This is a genomic window from Leeuwenhoekiella sp. W20_SRS_FM14, from assembly GCF_052119605.1.
Taxonomy (GTDB): Bacteria; Bacteroidota; Bacteroidia; order Flavobacteriales; family Flavobacteriaceae; genus Leeuwenhoekiella.
Map to the genome: position 1 here is coordinate 222359 of NZ_JBGQOK010000003.1, position 18381 is coordinate 240739.

At 35.5% G+C, this 18381-nt stretch carries 16 protein-coding genes and 1 tRNA gene; 10 read left to right on the forward strand and 7 right to left on the reverse strand.

Annotation, left to right across the window (positions count from 1 at the left end; genetic code table 11):
- Position 1: 1 nt before the first annotated feature.
- The 5 genes from ACEN25_RS07110 to ACEN25_RS07130 all read right to left on the reverse strand — a co-directional run bounded on the left by ACEN25_RS07110 (position 2) and on the right by ACEN25_RS07130 (position 6888).
- Positions 2 to 802 (reverse strand): CsgE family curli-type amyloid fiber assembly protein, encoded by an 801-nt coding sequence (locus ACEN25_RS07110; RefSeq protein ID WP_441802320.1) that lies wholly within the window; start codon positions 800 to 802, stop codon positions 2 to 4.
- The gene (locus tag ACEN25_RS07115) at positions 803 to 1291 is read right to left on the reverse strand and encodes a hypothetical protein (RefSeq protein ID WP_441802321.1); all 489 of its coding nucleotides are present in this window, start codon (positions 1289 to 1291) and stop codon (positions 803 to 805) included. It lies immediately after the preceding gene.
- Between the two features lie 125 nt (positions 1292 to 1416).
- Entirely contained in the window at positions 1417 to 2808 is a 1392-nt protein-coding gene (locus ACEN25_RS07120) for a hypothetical protein (RefSeq protein ID WP_441802322.1), read from the reverse strand.
- 98 nt (positions 2809 to 2906) lie between these two features.
- Positions 2907 to 4292, reverse strand: a complete 1386-nt coding sequence (locus tag ACEN25_RS07125) for a hypothetical protein (protein WP_441802323.1) — start codon at positions 4290 to 4292, stop codon at positions 2907 to 2909.
- Between the two features lie 412 nt (positions 4293 to 4704).
- Positions 4705 to 6888 (reverse strand): glutamine synthetase III family protein, encoded by a 2184-nt coding sequence (locus ACEN25_RS07130; RefSeq protein WP_441802324.1) that lies wholly within the window; start codon positions 6886 to 6888, stop codon positions 4705 to 4707.
- Positions 6889 to 7089: 201 nt separating this feature from the next.
- On the opposite strand from ACEN25_RS07130, the gene ACEN25_RS07135 reads away from it, so the two are divergent.
- Complete coding sequence (locus tag ACEN25_RS07135) at positions 7090 to 8106, forward strand: glutamine synthetase beta-grasp domain-containing protein (protein ID WP_441802325.1); 1017 nt, start codon at positions 7090 to 7092, stop codon at positions 8104 to 8106.
- A gap of 69 nt (positions 8107 to 8175) precedes the next feature.
- On the opposite strand, the gene ACEN25_RS07140 is transcribed toward ACEN25_RS07135, so the two are convergent.
- Complete coding sequence (locus ACEN25_RS07140) at positions 8176 to 9129, reverse strand: calcium/sodium antiporter (protein WP_441802326.1); 954 nt, start codon at positions 9127 to 9129, stop codon at positions 8176 to 8178.
- Between the two features lie 104 nt (positions 9130 to 9233).
- Positions 9234 to 10061 carry a dihydropteroate synthase gene (gene folP / locus ACEN25_RS07145; RefSeq protein WP_441802327.1) on the reverse strand — a complete coding sequence of 276 codons (828 nt, stop codon included), beginning with the start codon at positions 10059 to 10061 and terminating at the stop codon, positions 9234 to 9236.
- 155 nt (positions 10062 to 10216) lie between these two features.
- Between folP and ACEN25_RS07150 the strand changes: the two genes are divergently transcribed.
- From ACEN25_RS07150 to ACEN25_RS07190, 9 genes are all read left to right on the forward strand, one after another.
- Complete coding sequence (locus ACEN25_RS07150) at positions 10217 to 10768, forward strand: DUF1599 domain-containing protein (RefSeq protein ID WP_441802328.1); 552 nt, start codon at positions 10217 to 10219, stop codon at positions 10766 to 10768.
- Between the two features lie 4 nt (positions 10769 to 10772).
- Positions 10773 to 12485 (forward strand): BT_3928 family protein, encoded by a 1713-nt coding sequence (locus tag ACEN25_RS07155; RefSeq protein ID WP_441802329.1) that lies wholly within the window; start codon positions 10773 to 10775, stop codon positions 12483 to 12485.
- Positions 12482 to 13558, forward strand: a complete 1077-nt coding sequence (locus ACEN25_RS07160) for an ABC transporter permease (RefSeq protein ID WP_441802490.1) — start codon at positions 12482 to 12484, stop codon at positions 13556 to 13558. The genes ACEN25_RS07155 and ACEN25_RS07160 overlap by 4 nt, the downstream gene beginning before the upstream one ends.
- A gap of 213 nt (positions 13559 to 13771) precedes the next feature.
- Entirely contained in the window at positions 13772 to 14521 is a 750-nt protein-coding gene (gene tpiA, locus ACEN25_RS07165; protein WP_028376251.1) for a triose-phosphate isomerase, read from the forward strand.
- A 9-nt stretch (positions 14522 to 14530) separates the two neighbouring features.
- Entirely contained in the window at positions 14531 to 15367 is an 837-nt protein-coding gene (prmA, locus tag ACEN25_RS07170; RefSeq protein WP_441802330.1) for a 50S ribosomal protein L11 methyltransferase, read from the forward strand.
- Between the two features lie 25 nt (positions 15368 to 15392).
- A complete protein-coding gene (locus ACEN25_RS07175; protein WP_028376253.1) occupies positions 15393 to 15668 on the forward strand; it encodes an ATP-dependent Clp protease adaptor ClpS in 276 nt (91 codons plus the stop codon).
- 171 nt (positions 15669 to 15839) lie between these two features.
- Positions 15840 to 16706: a M57 family metalloprotease gene (locus ACEN25_RS07180; RefSeq protein WP_441802331.1), complete on the forward strand. Its 867-nt coding sequence runs from the start codon at positions 15840 to 15842 to the stop codon at positions 16704 to 16706.
- A 139-nt stretch (positions 16707 to 16845) separates the two neighbouring features.
- Positions 16846 to 16919 (forward strand) — tRNA-Arg (locus ACEN25_RS07185).
- 275 nt (positions 16920 to 17194) lie between these two features.
- Positions 17195 to 18346, forward strand: a complete 1152-nt coding sequence (locus tag ACEN25_RS07190) for a porin (protein ID WP_441802332.1) — start codon at positions 17195 to 17197, stop codon at positions 18344 to 18346.
- Positions 18347 to 18381: the final 35 nt, after the last annotated feature.

Consider the following 18381-nt stretch of genomic DNA (forward strand, 5'->3'; position numbering starts at 1 on the left):
ACTAATATCTAATAAACTCGTCTTTAATACGTTCAAGATTTTGAAGCTGCTGCAGAACACTATTAAGTGTTGCATTTGCTTGTCGTTCTAAATAATCTCTAGATGGATTTGAAAAAAATTGCCATACTAATTGATTATCTACTTTTATTGAAATCCTTGTATTTCTGCTTCTACCTGGACTTTCAGTGATGATAATATTTTTATTTGATTTTAATCCTGATAAGAAATATTTTGAATAAAATAATTGATAAAAATCACGCCCCACTTTGGTTATGCTATTTTCAATAATTAAGCCTTCTATTTCAAAACCATCTTGACTCAAAGATGTCTCTTTAGATATTTCAATTTTACTAGATTCTGGAACAGGTCTAGAAATTGTTAACTCTTCGTTTTCTTCAATATCATTAAAAACTACCCGGTCTTGTCCAAGTGGTTTTTTATTTTCATCATAAATAACTAATAGGATAATTACCCTGTTACGTTCTGAAGAATTTAAAATTGATTCTGCTAATTCTTTTTTTTCATTAGCTCCTATCACAAAGCGTCCCTCCTGTGTATTTTTAGAAATCTTTTTTAAAGAATCGCTTTTAAATGCTGAAAACTCATATTGTAAACTTCGATCTGCAAAAGTTTTGTTTTCTGCAATTGCTCTTATTGTAAAAAATTCACTGTTTTGATCTACGATAATTTTTGCTTCAATTTCTTTATTTAAAAATTGTCCTATTACTGGATTGGTTAAAACACAAAAAATCAAAAATAAAATTGATTTTTTATATACTATTATGTTAGATACGATTTGCATTTAATCTATACTCCTTACGATAAGGGATTGGGAAAATCCATTTTGTCTAAATTTAAGTGACTTAGTTAAATCATTGACTCCCTGTCTTTCAAAGCTTAGATCATTACCATTTTGTATAAGATCAAGAGAAATATCTGCGGATGGATCCAACACAAAATCTGTAATACTATTACGGTTACCTAATTGTTGTAATTCTGAAATTGCCGTATTAACATTATATTCTAGATTCACATCATTGTCATTACCATTCTGAGTAACACTAATATCACTTGCCTTGCTAGTGATATTAATATTGGTCAGATTATAACTCCCTATTTGTTTAATATAAATCTCATTATTGTTAAGTTCAGTATTTCTAGAATTTGTATCATTAAATAAACCTACAAGATTTAATGCTTCTTGATTGAGCATGCTTCCTTCTAAAATTTTCTCCTCTACATTGGGATTACTTATATAATTTTGAGCACTAATAGCTTGAAATGAAAGCATTAGTAAACAATTTAATAAAATATACTTGTAATACATAAGCTTCTGATTTAAAATAAAATCTAAGAGGATTAATATTCTATCAATCCCCTTAGGTTTTATAATTTATAATTAATTAAAAACTCTTACTAGTTATTAAGATCCATATCAGTTCTTGGAGTTTGTGGAGTTCTCATTGCAGGAGTATTTCTAGTTAATATTGTAGCATCCTGTGCATTTGTCATACCTGAATCCTGTTGTAAAACATTTACTTGATTATTACTACCGCCTCCTGGATTCGATACATTTTGATCTGCAAAGAAGTTATGACCTGAACCATATTGAGAGATTACAGATGAACCACCTATACCAAATTGAGTTGAAACCGCAAAGTTATTAGCACCATCTTGGAAATGATCTACATAATTATTATTCCATCTTTGAAAAGATTGAGAGTTATTAGAATTTCCTTCTTGTTTATGATACGCATCATTATTGCTACCCCACTGAATAGCAGATGCTAAGTTGCCATCTCCATCCTGATCAAGATCTGCATAGTTACCATCTCCATTAGCGCTACCTAAGTTGTTTTGATAAACAAGAGACTCATTGTTAGATCCCACTTGATTTTGAACTGAAATATCACCACCTGAATTACCACTACCAAATTGATGAGATTGAGCTAAGTTGTTAGTTCCATCTTGCACTTGAAAAGCCTTAGCATTTTCAGATCCTGAACCGTTAGATCCAAAAACTGGAAATATAAATGTTCCACTTGCAGTACCCCATCCAAAAGAATTAGGATCATAGTAACCTGCGTTCAAAACAGCGTCGTTCCCTTGATTTACAGTAGCATTATTCTCTTGACCTTCCTGAACCTGATCAGAATAATTACTATTTCCCTCTACTTGCGCAAGAGCTACATTACCACCTAAAACATTATCAACAGTATTTTGACGAATGAATGATTGGTTCATGTCTCCATCTTGGAAAATAGTAGCATCATTACGATCATCTGTTCCCGGTGCACTGGCATTATTAGGAGCTGCATTCTGGCGAATATCAGCGTAATTCAAATTACCCATCTGAGTAGTCAAAGCATTATTATCATCAATAAATTGACGTGTAAATGCCTCGTTGCCTTCCCCATCCTGAATAACTTCAGCGACATTACCTACAGCGTATCCTACACCTTGTTGAATTTCTGAATAATTATCGATACCAGTTTGATTTGTGGTAGCTTCATTTTCATCACCGTCTTGCGTGGTATACGATTTGTTCGTTGTTCCATCCTGCATTACCTGAGCTTCATTGTCCATTCCCCCCGGATCAGAAACAGTAGGACCATTAAGCCCTGTTTGAAGAACAGACGCGTAGTTACCATCGCCCGCCTGATTAACATCTGTGTTATTGATTTCTCCTACCTGACGTACTTTAATCATCTGGTTAGAGCCTTCCTGAATACTGGTACCAGTATTGCTTTGTGCGAATGCGGCTACACCCATAAGGAGTGCGCTGGCACTTAAAATTACTTTTTTCATAATAGAATGTTTTAATTATTAATATATAGAATGGTTAATTTTCTTTTAAAAGAAAACATCGGTTTAAAAAGAACCGATGTTTATCTATTATTATTTAATTAGTTATTGAGATCCATATCAGATCTTAGTGTTTGTTGAGTACGCATAGAAGGAATATCTCTTGTAAGAACAGTAGGGTCCTGTACATTTGTCATACCAGCGTTTTGTTGTAAAACATTAACCTGATTATTACTCCCTCCTCCTGGATTAAATCCGTTTTGCTCTGCAGCGAAAAGGTTTCCTGTTCCATATTGAGAAATAACTACTGATCCATCTATACCAAATTGCGTAACATCTGCCTGGTTTGCAGTACCATTTTGGTATACATCAAGATAGTTTCCATTCCATCTTTGGAAAGATTCTGAAATATTTGCAGTCCCTTCTTGTTTGTGAAATGCGTCATTATTTCTTCCCCATTGCAACGTGAAATTTACGTTATCAGAACCGTCTTGTTCAACATCTGCATAGTTACCATCACCATTAACATTTCCGTCATTATTCTGAAAAACTCTTGAAATGTTTTCAGAACCTACTTGACTTTGAATACTAATATCTCCTCCGGCAGTACCACTACCAAACTGATGGGCTTCAGCTCTGTTTCCAGTACCGTCCTGAATCTGGAAAGCTTTAGCATTTGTAGATCCTGCACCATTAGACTCTAAAATAGGTGATGTTACATTACCACTAGCTAAAGAAACCCATGAAGTTGGTGGTGTTAATGCATCTAATACACCTTCGTTTCCTTGATTTACAAAAGCCTCATTCTCTTGACCTTCCTGAAATTGATCTGAATAGTTATTATTTCCTTCAACCTGAGCAACTGCAACATTACCTCCCAGAACATTGTCAACAGTATTTTGACGTATGAACGATTGGTTCATGTCTCCATCCTGAAAAATAGTTGCATCATTACGATCTCCTGTTCCCGGCGCACTAGCATCGTTAGGAGCTGCATTTTGATTTATATCAGCATAGTTATCATTTCCTATTTGAGTAGTTAAAGCTTTGTTATCGTCAAAAAATTGACGGGTAATGGCTGCATTACGCTCACCATCTTGTATAACATCTGCAACATTTCCTACCGCATATCCTACACCCTGTTGAATTTCAGAATAGTTATCGGTACCTAATTGATCTGTAGATGCGTTATTTTCATCACCATCTTGTGTGGTGTAAGATTTGTTAGTTACACCATCTTGCATAACCTGTGCATCATTCCCTAGACCTCCTGGATCTGAAACTGATGGGCCGTTAAGACCTGTTTGAAGAACAGATGTGTAATTTCCATCTCCATCCTGATTCACATCAGTATTGTTGATCTCACCTACCTGACGTACCTTAATCATTTGGTTTGAGCCTTCCTGAATACTGGTACCAGTATTATTCTGCGCAAAAGCGACAACTCCCAACATTAGCGCTCCGACGCTTAGTACAACTTTTTTCATAATAGAAAGTTTTAAATTAATAATATATAGAATGGTTAATAATATACTTAACAACGAGTTTCAGTTTACGATCAAGGGGTGATCTAAATAACCAAAACAATAATTTAGGAGATATAGGGTTGCGAAGAATTTCTATCAGCATTATCCTTTTTTGGTTTCAACGCAAGGCTAAATTAGGAAAAACTAAAGTGCTGATTTTATGATTTCTATAACTTTTCGATGAAAGCTACACCTATCGAAATCGTTATAGCTAGAAAAGCCCTGTAAATAGTGGGCTAGCGGCTGAAAAGGGAAAAACACCCTTTTATCTCGAAGAAAAAAAAGTGTAATCTTTTACCTACGCAAAAAGTAGGAAAGAATTATTCAGGTAACAATTTATTTACGTAAATGTGTTAAAAACAAGACTGAGATCTTAACGAAGATTCAATAATTCTCTGTTTTTAGCAAGAGGCCATAATTTATCTTCGACTAATAATTCTAATTTATCTGAGGCATAACGTATTTCTTTAAAAAAAGGAATTACAGAATCTTTGTACATAGAAGCCCGCTCTTTCATTCCTAATTGATTAGCTTTTTTACGTATTTCTATCATTGCTGTAATACCCTCATTAATTTGTTTGATATACGTAGAGATTTGCTCAATAATTTTAATCTGCTCTATCGCTATAATTTTATAGTCTGCTTCAAAAATTTCTTTTAAACCTTTAACATTCTCGATGAGTAAATTCTGATATCTAATTGCTGTAGGAATTATATGATTTCTTGCCATATCACCTAGAACTCTACTTTCTATTTGAACACGTTTCACATACTCTTCGAGTTCTATCTCATGACGTGCTTTCAGTTCAACCGCATTCATAACCTCCATCTCTTCAAACAATGATGTAGTGATTTTTGAAAGTTGAATATCTAGAGCCTCAGGCGTGGTTCGGTTATTACTTAATTTTCGCTTTTTAGCTTCAGACTCCCACTCTGGACTGTAACCATCTCCTTCAAAACGAATTTTCTTAGATGCCTTTATATATTCTCTAAGAATATTAAAAATGGCATCGTCTTTTTTCATTCCTTTCTTATCTATAAGCGAGTCTACCTCAATCTTAAAATCTTTTAATTGTTTAGCAACTATGGTATTTAATACGACCATTGGCTTAGCGCAATTTGCGGTAGATCCTACAGCTCTAAACTCAAATTTATTTCCTGTAAACGCAAAAGGCGAGGTACGGTTACGATCTGTATTATCCAGTAAAATTTCAGGAATTTTACCTACTACATTCAGTTTTAAATCTGTCTTTTCCTGAGGTGACAATTTTCCGTCAGATACTTTTTCAAGTTCGTCAAGAACCTTAGTTAATTGTTTTCCAATAAAAACAGACATTATTGCGGGCGGCGCTTCATTAGCTCCCAGCCTGTGATCATTAGATGCCGATGCTACTGAAGCTCTTAGCAATTCCTCATAATCCTGCACCGCCTTTATTGTGTTTATAAAAAACGTTAAGAACTGTAAATTCTTCATAGGGGTGCTTCCCGGACTTAACAGGTTTACACCCGTATCTGTAGCCAGTGACCAGTTATTGTGTTTTCCACTTCCGTTAATGCCTTCAAAGGGTTTCTCGTGAAAAAGAACTTTTAATTTATGACGCTCTGCAACACGCGCCATCAAATCCATAATTAACGAATTGTGATCTACAGCCAGATTGGCTTCTTCAAAAATCGGAGCAAGCTCAAATTGGTTTGGAGCAACTTCATTATGTCTGGTTTTAACAGGAATACCCAGCAGCATACATTGTTGCTCCAGATCTTTCATAAAATTTAATGCTCTTGACGGTATAGACCCAAAATAATGATCGTCTAATTGCTGTCCTTTCGCGGGAGCGTGACCTAATAATGCGCGACCGGTTTGCATAATATCTGGGCGTGAAGCAGCCAAAGCAGAATCTATAAGAAAATATTCCTGCTCCCAACCTAGAGTTGCAGTCACCTTGGTAACGCCTTTATTAAAATATTTAGCAACTTCAGTCGCTGATGTATCAATTGCATTAAGTGCTCTTAGTAAAGGAGTTTTATTATCTAGGGCCTCTCCTGTATAAGAAACAAATACGGTAGGAATACATAAGGTAGTATCTAAAATAAAGGCTGCGGAAGTAGGATCCCAGGCTGTATACCCTCGAGCTTCAAAGGTATTACGAATTCCCCCATGTGGAAACGAAGACGCATCTGGCTCTTGCTGAACTAATTTTGCTCCTTCAAATTTTTCTATAGCACTTCCGTCAGGCAAACTTTCAAAAAAAGCATCGTGCTTTTCTGCAGTAGCTCCTGTTAATGGTTGAAACCAGTGTGTATAATGTGTAGCTCCAAGACTTATAGCCCATTGCTTCATTCCTGCGGCTATACTATCTGCCATTAATCTATCAATTTTAGAACCTGTATTTACAGCATCCTGCACCGCCTCAAAGGCATCTACAGAAAGAACCTGGCGCATTGCATTCTTACCAAAGACATGTTTACCATAAAGCGCTGATCTTCTTTCACTTTCTTCAATAAAAACTGGTTTTCTCGAAAGACTTTCTTTAAGAGCAAAAAATCGTAAAGTATTCATTTTTTGATAGATTTTTATGAATTTAAAAATTCTAGAGGGTAAAAATATATAATTCCGCAATACACCCCTACATCATAGGGGGTAAATTAAATTTATTCAATCAATTTTAACTACACACCCCCTAAAATTGAAATGCTAGATATTAAAGATTTGTTATATTTGTTATTAGTTTAATTCAAAAAATTTAAAATTAATTTTATTATGGGCAAATCAAAATTAGAGTATATCTGGTTAGATGGATATCATCCTACTGCCAATCTAAGAAGCAAAACCAAAGTTGAAGATGATTTTAGTGGAAAACTAGAAGATTGTTCAGTATGGTCTTTTGACGGTTCTTCAACTAAGCAAGCTGAAGGTGGATCTTCTGATTGCTTGCTAAAGCCCGTAGCTATATATCCTGATCCTGCACGCAGAGACGGTTATTTAGTAATGACTGAAGTTCTAAATGCAGACGGTACTCCACACGAGTCTAACTATAGAGCACAAATTGACGATGACGATAATGATTTCTGGTTCGGTTTTGAACAGGAATATTTTATAATGGATAAAAACACACAACTTCCTTTAGGATTCCCTGTAGGTGGTTATCCTGGTCCTCAAGGTATGTATTACTGTTCTGTAGGTGGTAAAAACACACATGGTAGAGCTTTTGTAGAAGAGCACGCAGATTTATGTATCGATGCGGGTCTTAACTTTGAAGGTATCAACCAGGAGGTTGCAAGTGGCCAATGGGAGTTCCAACTTTTTGCTAAAGGTGCTAAAAAGGCAGGAGACGAAATTTGGGTAGCGCGTTACTTATTACAACGTTTAACTGAAGATTACGGGTATTATATAGAATTCCACCCAAAACCTATTAAAGGTGACTGGAATGGTTCTGGAATGCACGCAAACTTCTCAAACACAACATTGAGAACTGCCGGTTCTAAAGATGTTTATGACACGATTTGTGAAGCATTTAGACCTGTAGTTAAAGAGCATATAGAAGTTTATGGCGAGTTTAACGATCAGCGTTTAACCGGGAAACATGAGACTGCTTCTATAAGCGATTTCTCTTATGGTGTATCAGATAGAGGAGCGTCTATACGTATTCCTATTATTGCTGTTGAAAGAGGTTGGAAAGGATGGTTAGAAGATCGTCGTCCTGCTTCTAACGGTGACCCATACCGTATTGCCGGTAGAATTGTTAAAACTGTAAAAGGAGCTGAAGCTAAATTATAGTAAGTTTTCTATATAAAATAAAAGCCCGCTTATTGCGGGCTTTTTTATGCTGTATATTGAAAAGAACCTTTAACTGAAAGCTAAACCTATAAACACGCAATAGGCAGCAAACAGAATAAACCCTTTCCAGCGGTTTAATTCTAATCGTAAGGGAAGATATCCCAGCGGCAGAAGAATAATGGCAAAACCTAATAACCAAAACATATTAGTATCTAAAATTCGATCATCAATTACCGGGATAGGAGTGATCACTGCCGTTAATCCTAATACTGAAGCGATATTAAAAATATTAGACCCTATGAGGTTTCCTAACGAGATTGCTTTCTCCTTCTTTAAAGCTGCTATGATTGAAGCCGCAAGCTCTGGCACACTCGTACCTATTGCAATAACAGTTACTGAAATTGCATAGTCGCTTATCCCTACAGATTCTGCTAATTCTTTAGCCCCCTGTACTAACCACTCTGATCCAAAATATAAAGCTACAGCACCAATAAGTAACCAAACTGTAATTTTAAAATAGGAGGTTTTAGAGAGACCGGCATCAATTTCGTCATTTTGCCCTTCTTGAGTCGCTTGTGACTTTTTTGCCCTACGTATTAAAATAATAAGGTAAAAAACTAAAGATACCAGTAGAATAAATCCTTCTAGCTTTGAGATTGTACGGTCATTCATAAGTGCCAGATAAAGTCCTAAAGAAAACAAAACCATAACAGGCCAGTTAAATTTAAAGAAATCATTATCTATTCCTAATGTAGAAATAATAGCCGTAAGCCCTAAAACCAACGCAATGTTTGCGATGTTACTCCCTATTACATTGCCCAAAGCGATATCTGGCGAACCGTCTAACGCTGCCTGTAAACTAACTAATAATTCTGGAGACGAGGTGGCAAACGAAACAACCGTTAAGCCTATTACCATTTTAGACAGCTTAAGCTTAAAAGATAAGCCCACTGAAGCTCTAACTAAAAACTCACCTCCTATAACCAGCAGCGTGAGACCCACCAAAATAAAAACAATACTCATAAACCTTTTTTAATGCAGCGAAGATACATAACCAACCTATAAAATGGAGAATATAGAAACCCGTCCTAACTCAAGAAATAAGTGTACTTAGTAAAGATTCCAATTTAATTTGAAAGTACCTCTAGTAATTTTATAGCCTGCACGGCTTCTCTCACATCGTGTACCCGCAGAATAGAAGCTCCCTTTTGCAAAGCGATAGTGTTAAGAACCGTTGTACCATTTAAAGCTTCCGCAGCAGAAATGCCAAGTGTTTTATAAATCATTCCTTTTCTGGAAATACCAATTAGAAAAGGTAGACCCGTTATTTCAAACTTTTCAGCATTATTTAAAAGTTCAAAATTATGACTACTAGTTTTAGCAAAACCAAATCCAGGGTCTAAAATAAGGTCATTAACACCTAATTCTCGAGCAGCGGCTACCCGTTCACTTAAATAAAAGAGCACTTCTGTGAGCACATCATCATAATGCGCAAGACCTGCCATTGTTTGCGGAGTACCTTTCATATGCATCATAATGTAAGGCACTTGTAAGTCTGCAATTGTAGTAAGCATTTGCTCATCGAGCATCCCTGCGGAAATATCATTTATTATTGCAGCACCTGCATCTATTGCTTTGCGCGCCACTTCAGCCCTAAAGGTATCTATAGAAATTAGGGTTGCAGGAAAATGTTTTAAAATAGACTCTATAACGGGTAATAGACGTTTTTGCTCTTCATCTACAGAAATATCTGTAGCACCCGGCCTAGAACTGTATGCTCCTACATCAATAAAAGTAGCACCTTCTTTTAGCATTTTTTCTGTTTGATTCAATAGTTTAGAATCACTAGAGTAATTACCTCCATCAAAAAAAGAATCTGGGGTAACATTAAGAATTCCCATCACTTTCGGTTTTGAAAGATCTATAAGTGTTCCTTTACAGTTAATGCTTTTCATGAAAATGTACTATGTTTTTTTAGATTGCTTATTTTAGGCGAAATTTACGCAAAATGAATGAGCCTCTTTCTTGAATCATTATCTATAGACTTCAAGAAATATACATTCAGATACAATTGAAGCACCAAAGCCCCTCGGGTAGTTAAACTATATTAATGAAGCAGACTTCGACACAATACGATGCGGTAATTACTACCTGTCGTAATTTATTTTCTAAAAAAATGAGTGACTACGGAAGTGCGTGGCGCATATTGAGACTTCCGTCTTTGACAGATCAAATTTTTATTAAAGCACAACGTATACGTGGGCTTCAGCAAAATGCAGTTCATAAAGTTAATGAAGGCGAAGCTTCAGAATTTATAGGAATTATAAATTACTCGGTAATGGCATTGATACAACTAGATCGCGGAGTGGTAGATCAACCCGATTTAGATCTTGATGAATCTTTAGAGTTGTATGATAAACATGTTGCTATCACTAAAAATCTAATGGAAAATAAAAATCACGATTATGGCGAGGCCTGGCGTGATATGCGTATTAGTTCATTAACAGATCTTATTTTACAAAAGTTATTACGGGTAAAGCAAATAGAAAATAACAAAGGTAAAACTCTGGTTTCTGAAGGGATAGATGCAAATTACCAGGACATGCTTAACTACGCAGTATTTGCCTTAATATTAATGGAAGAAGGTTCCGCAAAAAAATAAAAATTTGAAAAAACTAGTTGGTGTAATTCGCATTTTTGTAGGTATTCTCTTTATAATTTCAGGATTTATTAAACTCAATGATCCTGTAGGATTCTCTTTTAAGCTGCAGGAGTACTTCTCTCCAGATGTCTTAAATATGGAGTTTTTGAGTCCGTTTGCACTGGGACTTGCAATCTTGTTAGTTATCGTTGAGCTGGTTCTGGGAGTTGCATTAATTATAGGCTATTATAAGAAGCCTACGATGTGGCTTCTATTACTCATGATCTTGTTTTTCACCTTCCTTACCTTCTATTCTGCCTATTTTAATAAGGTCACAGACTGTGGTTGTTTTGGAGATGCGTTACCGCTTACCCCCTGGCAGTCTTTTTCAAAAGATGTAGTTTTATTAATTCTTATTTTGTTTTTGTTTTTCAATCTAAAACACATTCAGCCTTTCTTTTCTAATTTCGGCAGGTCTATTGTCATCTTTGCCACATTTATAGGATGCTTAAGTTTTGGATACTATGTTTTAATGCACCTTCCGGTTTTTGACTTTAGAGCGTATAAAGTAGGTGTAAATATTCAGGAAGGAATGGCTATTCCTGAGGGTGCTGAGAAAGCCGTTTTTGACTACCACTGGAAATTTGACGTTAATGGTTCTCAAAAAATTATTACCACTCAAGGAGAATACCCTTCTTCTGAAGGAACATTTCTAGGTGTAGATACCGAAGTTGTTTCACAAGGTTATGTACCACCTATACACGATTTTACAATAGAAAAAGAAGGTGAGAATTATACTGAAGATTTTCTAAACACACCCAATCTCATCGTAATTATAGCGTACGATATTAATAAAACAGAATGGAATGGCTGGCCGGTTATTAAGGAACTCACAAACGACGCATTAAAAAAGGGTTATACCGTAATTGGTCTTACATCTTCGGGCGAAAATGAGGTTAATGATCTCAAAGAAAAACAAAATATAAATTTTGATTTTTACTTTACAGACGCTACCGTTTTAAAAACAATTATACGCAGTAATCCCGGTATTTTGAAGTTACATAATAGTACAATTCTTCAAAAAAAACACTGGAACGATGCTAAAGAAATTGATCTTGAAGTTTTACCGACTGCAAAATCTACTCTCAATTTAGAATTAAAAAACAAATTAGACAGCATCTCGCGCTATGACCAATTGTATCGCCCCTTATTACAGGAATCAGATCCTGATAAACGTGAAAAACTTGCGCAGGAGTTAGGTATTGCTAAAGAAGATTACACTGGTGATCTTTGGAAAAAACAGCGCATGATAGACACCAGTAATCTAAAAATTATTAAAACGATTTTAGATAATTACGGCTATCCCGGAAAGTCATTAGTAGGCGAACCTACAAATCTTATCGCTCTTGAAGTGATACAGCACAATCCTATTCAGATAGAAGAATATCTAGATCTTTTTAAAAAAGCTGCGGCTCAGGGAGAAATCCCAATGACTCAAGTCGCTGCCTTAGAAGACAAGTATCTTATGCAGCTACACAAGGAACAACTGTACGGAACTCAAGCTCAGATTACAGCGGCAAACGGCTTTTTCATTTGGCCAATAAAAGACCCTGAATCTGTAAATGAAAGACGTGCTGCAGCAGGTTTTACACGTACTATAGAAGAATATGCTGCAGATTTAATGGCCAAAAATACTAGTTATAAAGCATTAAAATTATCTGATATTAAAACGCTCTGATTTCTTATATCCTAAATAAAATTGGTTATGCCCTGCTTACTCTATTTGGAGTAGTTACTGTGGTGTTTTTGTTATTTACCGTGCTTCCGGGAGACCCTGCGCGTATGATGCTTGATCAAAATGAAGATCCTCAGCAACTGGCGATTATTAAGCATAAATATGGTTTTGATCAACCCATATTAACGCAGTATGGGTACTATTTAAATGATTTATCTCCTATCTCAATACACAATAAATCAGGTACAAATTATACCAGTTTAACATCTAGTAAATACACCTATACCACACTCATATCCTCACGTGTTCACGCTTTAGTTTTAAAAGTACCCTACTTAAGAGAGTCGTTTCAAAAAACAGGAAAAACCGTTGTTGAAGTTATTTCAGAAACGCTACCAAATACTATAGTTCTTGCAGTGAGTGCAATTACACTTGCCATACTATTGGGTATTTTTTTAGGAATCGTATCTGCCAATGCTCGTGATACCTGGTTAGACAAATTAATACAAGTAATAAGTACACTGGGAATGAGTGTACCCAGTTTTTTTAGCGCCATTCTATTTGCATGGCTTTTTGGATATGTACTTCACAAGTATACAAATCTTAATATGACAGGAAGCCTTTATGAGATGGATGATTTTGGCGAAGCCATTACTATACAGTGGAAAAATATAGTATTGCCCGCTATAGTTTTAGGCATTCGGCCATTAGCTGTTGTCATTCAATTAATGCGTAATTCGCTTTTAGAGGTTTACAATCAGGAATATATACGTACGGCACAGGCAAAAGGCTTAAATAAATGGCAAATTGTGTGGCGCCATGCCCTTAAAAATGCCTTGAATCCCGTAGTAACCGCTGTTTCGGGTTGGTTTGCTTCGATGCTAGCGGGAGCCGTTTTTGTAGAATATATTTTTGGGTGGAATGGTTTGGGAAAAGAAATCGTTGATGCCTTAAATACACTAGACCTACCTATAATTATGGGATCTGTTTTAGTAATTGCTACGATGTTTATTCTCATAAACATTCTGGTTGACCTCATTTATGCTCTACTCGATCCTAAAGTACGTATTAGGTAGGTCAAATGTTGTAGAATAGCCTTACTAACGTTAATTTTATAGCTTATTCTTATTTTAAGCATAGTCACTTTTTCACGATTTATTTTCCGCTTTGCGACCGTTTAATAAAAGCAAATGTGCCGAAAATCTTCAGGAAAACTTTATAAAACTGAATTTAATAATAATATCATAACGTAATAGTTATTAATACAAACAACTACTAATCAAAATACAATGAGAAAAAACATCGTAGCCGGTAACTGGAAAATGAATACAGATCTTGCTGAAACTCAAGATTTAATTTCAGACTTAAAGAAAATTGCTAAAACTTCTGAGGCAGAAGTTATAATTGCACCTCCCTATACTAATCTTTACAGTGCTTTTGAGGCTGTAAAAGGCTTAGATATAAGCGTAGCTGCTCAAAATATGCATCAATCTGCTTCGGGTGCTTTTACCGGCGAGATAAGTGCAGGTATGTTAAAAAGTATTGGTATTAAAACAGTTATTTTAGGTCATAGTGAGCGTCGCGCGTATTTTGATGAAAAAGAAGATCTTTTAGCAGAAAAAGTAAATACTGCATTAGAAAATGATATGACAGTAATTTACTGTTTTGGAGAAGAATTAAAAGACCGAAACTTTAGCGAGCATTTTGAAGTGGTAAATAAACAAATTAGCAATGCATTATTTCACTTAGATGCAGCTGCGTGGAAAAATATAATATTAGCTTATGAGCCGGTTTGGGCAATAGGAACTGGCGAGACTGCCAGCCCTGATCAAGCTCAGGAAATGCACGCCTTTATACGCAAAACCATTGCCGATGAGTACTCACAGGAAATAGCAGATGAAGTTACCATTCTTTATGGTGGAAGTGTAAAACCTAACAATGCACAGGAAATTTTCTCAAAACCAGATGTTGACGGTGGTTTAATAGGTGGGGCTTCTTTAAAAGCAGAAGATTTTATGGCAATCGTAAATGCATTTTAATATATATAAATGGCTGAAGCATATTCTGAGTATGAGTTTAAAGTAAATCCCGTAAACCCGGGGGTAGAAATACTCATTGCGCAACTTGGCGAACTTGATTTTGAAAGTTTTGATGAGACCGAAGATGGCGTTAAAGCCTATATCGTATCCTCATTAGATCGCAATGATTTACTTGAGAATATTTATATTCTCAAAAATCAGGAGTTTGAAATAAGTTATTCTGTTAATCATATCGAACCGGTTAATTGGAATGAGGAATGGGAAAAGAACTTTGAGCCCATAGAGGTTGATGGTATTTGCTCGGTTAGAGCACCTTTTCATCCTAAACCAGATACCGAGTATGATATTGTTATTGAACCTAAAATGTCATTTGGTACAGGTCATCATGAGACCACACATTTGATGATTAAACATCTATTAAAGCTAGATGTAACCGGCAAAAAAACTTTAGATATGGGTTGTGGCACTGGTATTCTAGCAATACTAGCTGCTATGAAAGGCGCTAAGCCGGTTGAGGCAATAGATATAGACCCGTGGTGTTATGAAAACACGGTAGAAAATGTAGAGCGAAACGGAGTGTCATTTATTGAAGCTTTTGAAGGAGATGTAAAACTTCTAGACGGCAAACAGTATGATTTAATAATCGCTAATATTAATAGAAATATTCTTTTAGCAGATATACCAGCTTATGCAGGTTGTCTAAATCATACAGGTACTTTGCTTCTTAGCGGCTTTTATACCCAAGATATTCCTGCAATTACTGAAGTTTGTAATCAACATGGGCTAAATTTTATCATGAATTTTGAAAGAAATAATTGGGTAGCTTGTAAATTTGTAAAAAATTAAAACCCTGAATTTAAGTTTTTTACATATGAGCACAAGAGAAAAGATTCAAGAAGAAGTAGATGTCCTCGAGGCCGAAGATCGAAATAATGAGATAATTGTTTATAATGACGACGTTAATACCTTTGACCACGTTATAGAAACCTTAATACATGTGTGCGAGCATACGCCCATACAAGCAGAACAATGCTCACTTATTGTTCATTATAAAGGTAAATGTACCGTTAAAACAGGTAGTTACGATTATTTAGAACCCAGATGCAGCGCATTACTTGATGCGGGATTGAGCGCCGAAATCATCTGAAACTAACTCAAATATAATTAATTAAAAGCCTCCTCTCGGAGGCTTTTTCTTGTTAATAACATATCAATTAAATCGATTCAGTCGATAATATGCAAACTTTTAACGTTTAAAGGTTTTTATATTAAGTTTTTTTTAATAGTTTTCAGAAATCATTAATAAAAATTTAAATCTATGTTAGTACACACATTTAGAAAAGCTGCTCTATTCAGCTTAGGTTGTTCTTTAGTATTTGCCTCTTGTTCTGAAGATGCAACCGAAACTCCTGAAGTAGAAATGCAACAAACTGCTGCACTTGAAGTGTCACAGGCAATTCTTGATCAGGTTGAAGATTTAGGAATGAATACCCGATTTGTTAAATGGGATGATTTCTATTTTCCTGATGGCACTTCTGAACCCCGCCTATTTTTAGAAGAAGATGTTATCGTAACCCCAGAGCAATTAACCGCAATGGTCAATTTGACAAAAGTAGAAAAAGGTGCAACACAGAGTAAACAATACAGAACTTCTGCTTTAGTATCTCAGGGACGTACTATTTCTATAATAGGATATACCGGCGGAAACCAGGCACTAAGTACAAAAGAACGTACAGCATTACAGTGGGCAGTAGATAACTACAATAGATTAAGTGGCGTATCTATAAGCTTCAATCTAACCTTCGGTACAAACTATCAAAATAAAGATATGGTTGTTTACAATAATACTGTAAATAACCCAAGTGGTGCAGGTGGGAGCGCAGGGTTTCCAAGTAATGGTTTGCCTCATAAATTTGTTCAGATCTATGGTTTAGCAAATTATGATACTAATGTAGTAGAGCACGTTATTACGCACGAGATAGGACATTCTGTAGGTTTTAGACATACAGACTGGTTTAGCAGACAGAGTTGTGGAGATAATGTAAATGAAGGTGGAGATGTAAATTTAGTACCCGGTACACCTAGTGGTTATGATGCTACATCAATTATGTTAGCTTGCTTTAGCGCTAGTGAAGATGGTGAGTTTAATGCTAATGATATTACCGCTTTAAATAACATGTACTAGTAAACAAAATACCCCTAGAGAAAGCCATTTAAAAATTAAATGGCTTTTTTTTTAATTTATTCTTGTAGATAGTCAAAAAAGACTTATATTTGCACCCGCAAAATGAGACAACTATATGTTGATTTTTTGCTGAAATAAAGGCCTTGTGGCGCAACTGAATAGCGCACCTGATTACGGCTCAGGAGGTTCCAGGTTTGAATCCTGGCAAGGTCACAAAATTTAAAACCACACTTTTTAAAGTGTGGTTTTTTTGTTTAACATATTTTCATAACTAATAATCTAGAACTCAAAGTCTGTATAAGTTTTGGTTCAAAAAGTGAAGTATTGTCAATTTGTTGCGTTAGCTTAATAAGAAGCGCCTCATTTTTTATAAATAATTTTAGTAATTTTCTAAAAGAGCTTCCGAAGAAAATCTTCTAAAAGCCACCTAAAATTGATGTATCGCTCAACATAGCTATATTTCTGCCTATCTAATTTTTACATATTCTATGAAGTCTGTTTTATTTGCCATTCTAACATTCACCTCATTTTGGGGGTTTTCTCAACAAGACGGCAGCCCTGATGAACCTATAATTCCGGTTGATAAAGCAGGTCTTTTAAAAAATATAGATATCACCTTTGATCTACGTATGGACTTTCAAGCCTATACCTTTAGAGGTGGTGACAATTACTACAACGGTCTCCAATTTGAAAATGGCTTTACAGCCCTGGGAATTGCCGCAAAAATAAATGATAAACTCAAATTTAAATTTAGAAATCGATTTAATAAAAGTGGTGATGTACAAAGCCTCGATAGGCTGGGAAGTAATATAGAACTGGCATATATAGATGTTAAATTGAGTAATGCACTCAATATGTATCTTGGCAAAATGACAGCTTTATACGGTGGTTATGAGTATGAGTTTATTGCTCGTGATGTGCTTGAATACAATGATATTTATGGTAATGCACTGGCCTTTGTTACCGGAGCCGGTTTAAGCTATAAAACTGCTGAACATAACACTTTCGGATTACAGGTATTAAACTCAAGAACTGCCCTTTACGAAGATATCTATGGCGATGTGGTTGCTGAAAATATACAGGAACCAGACTGGCCGGTCACTTTTGTAGGCAACTGGCGCGGAAGCTTTTTTGACGGCAAACTAGAAACAATATATAGTTTGAGTCACTCTACAGAAGTTAAAGATAGAGGTACCACATTTTTTACACTGGGACATAAATATGAAAATAAAAACATAACCTTAATGTATGACTTTCATTACAGTTATGAAGAAATTGATACAAAGGGCATCGTCACCCGGGTAATTGACAATGAAGTAGCTGCAGAAAATGTAACCTATGTAGAAAACTGGTTTCGTGGTAAGTATCGTTTTAGCCCTAAAGTTGAGGGGTTGTTAACCTTAATGACCAGTAGCGCTCGCGATAATGCACAAGCCGGTAATAAATTGATAAGAACCAGTTATGGCGTGATACCTACTGTGTATTACAGTCCGTTTAAAGATCTTAATGTCAAGTTTTATTTTGCCTATATAGGTAGATACTATGATTATTCAGAGTATGCGATAGATTCATTTGGCGCATCATCTTTCAATAAAAATGAAGTGCGCGTTGGGTTTATAGCTCCTTTATTGTTGTTATAAATCAACGGCCCTTAAAGGTTTTTACTTCGGAATAA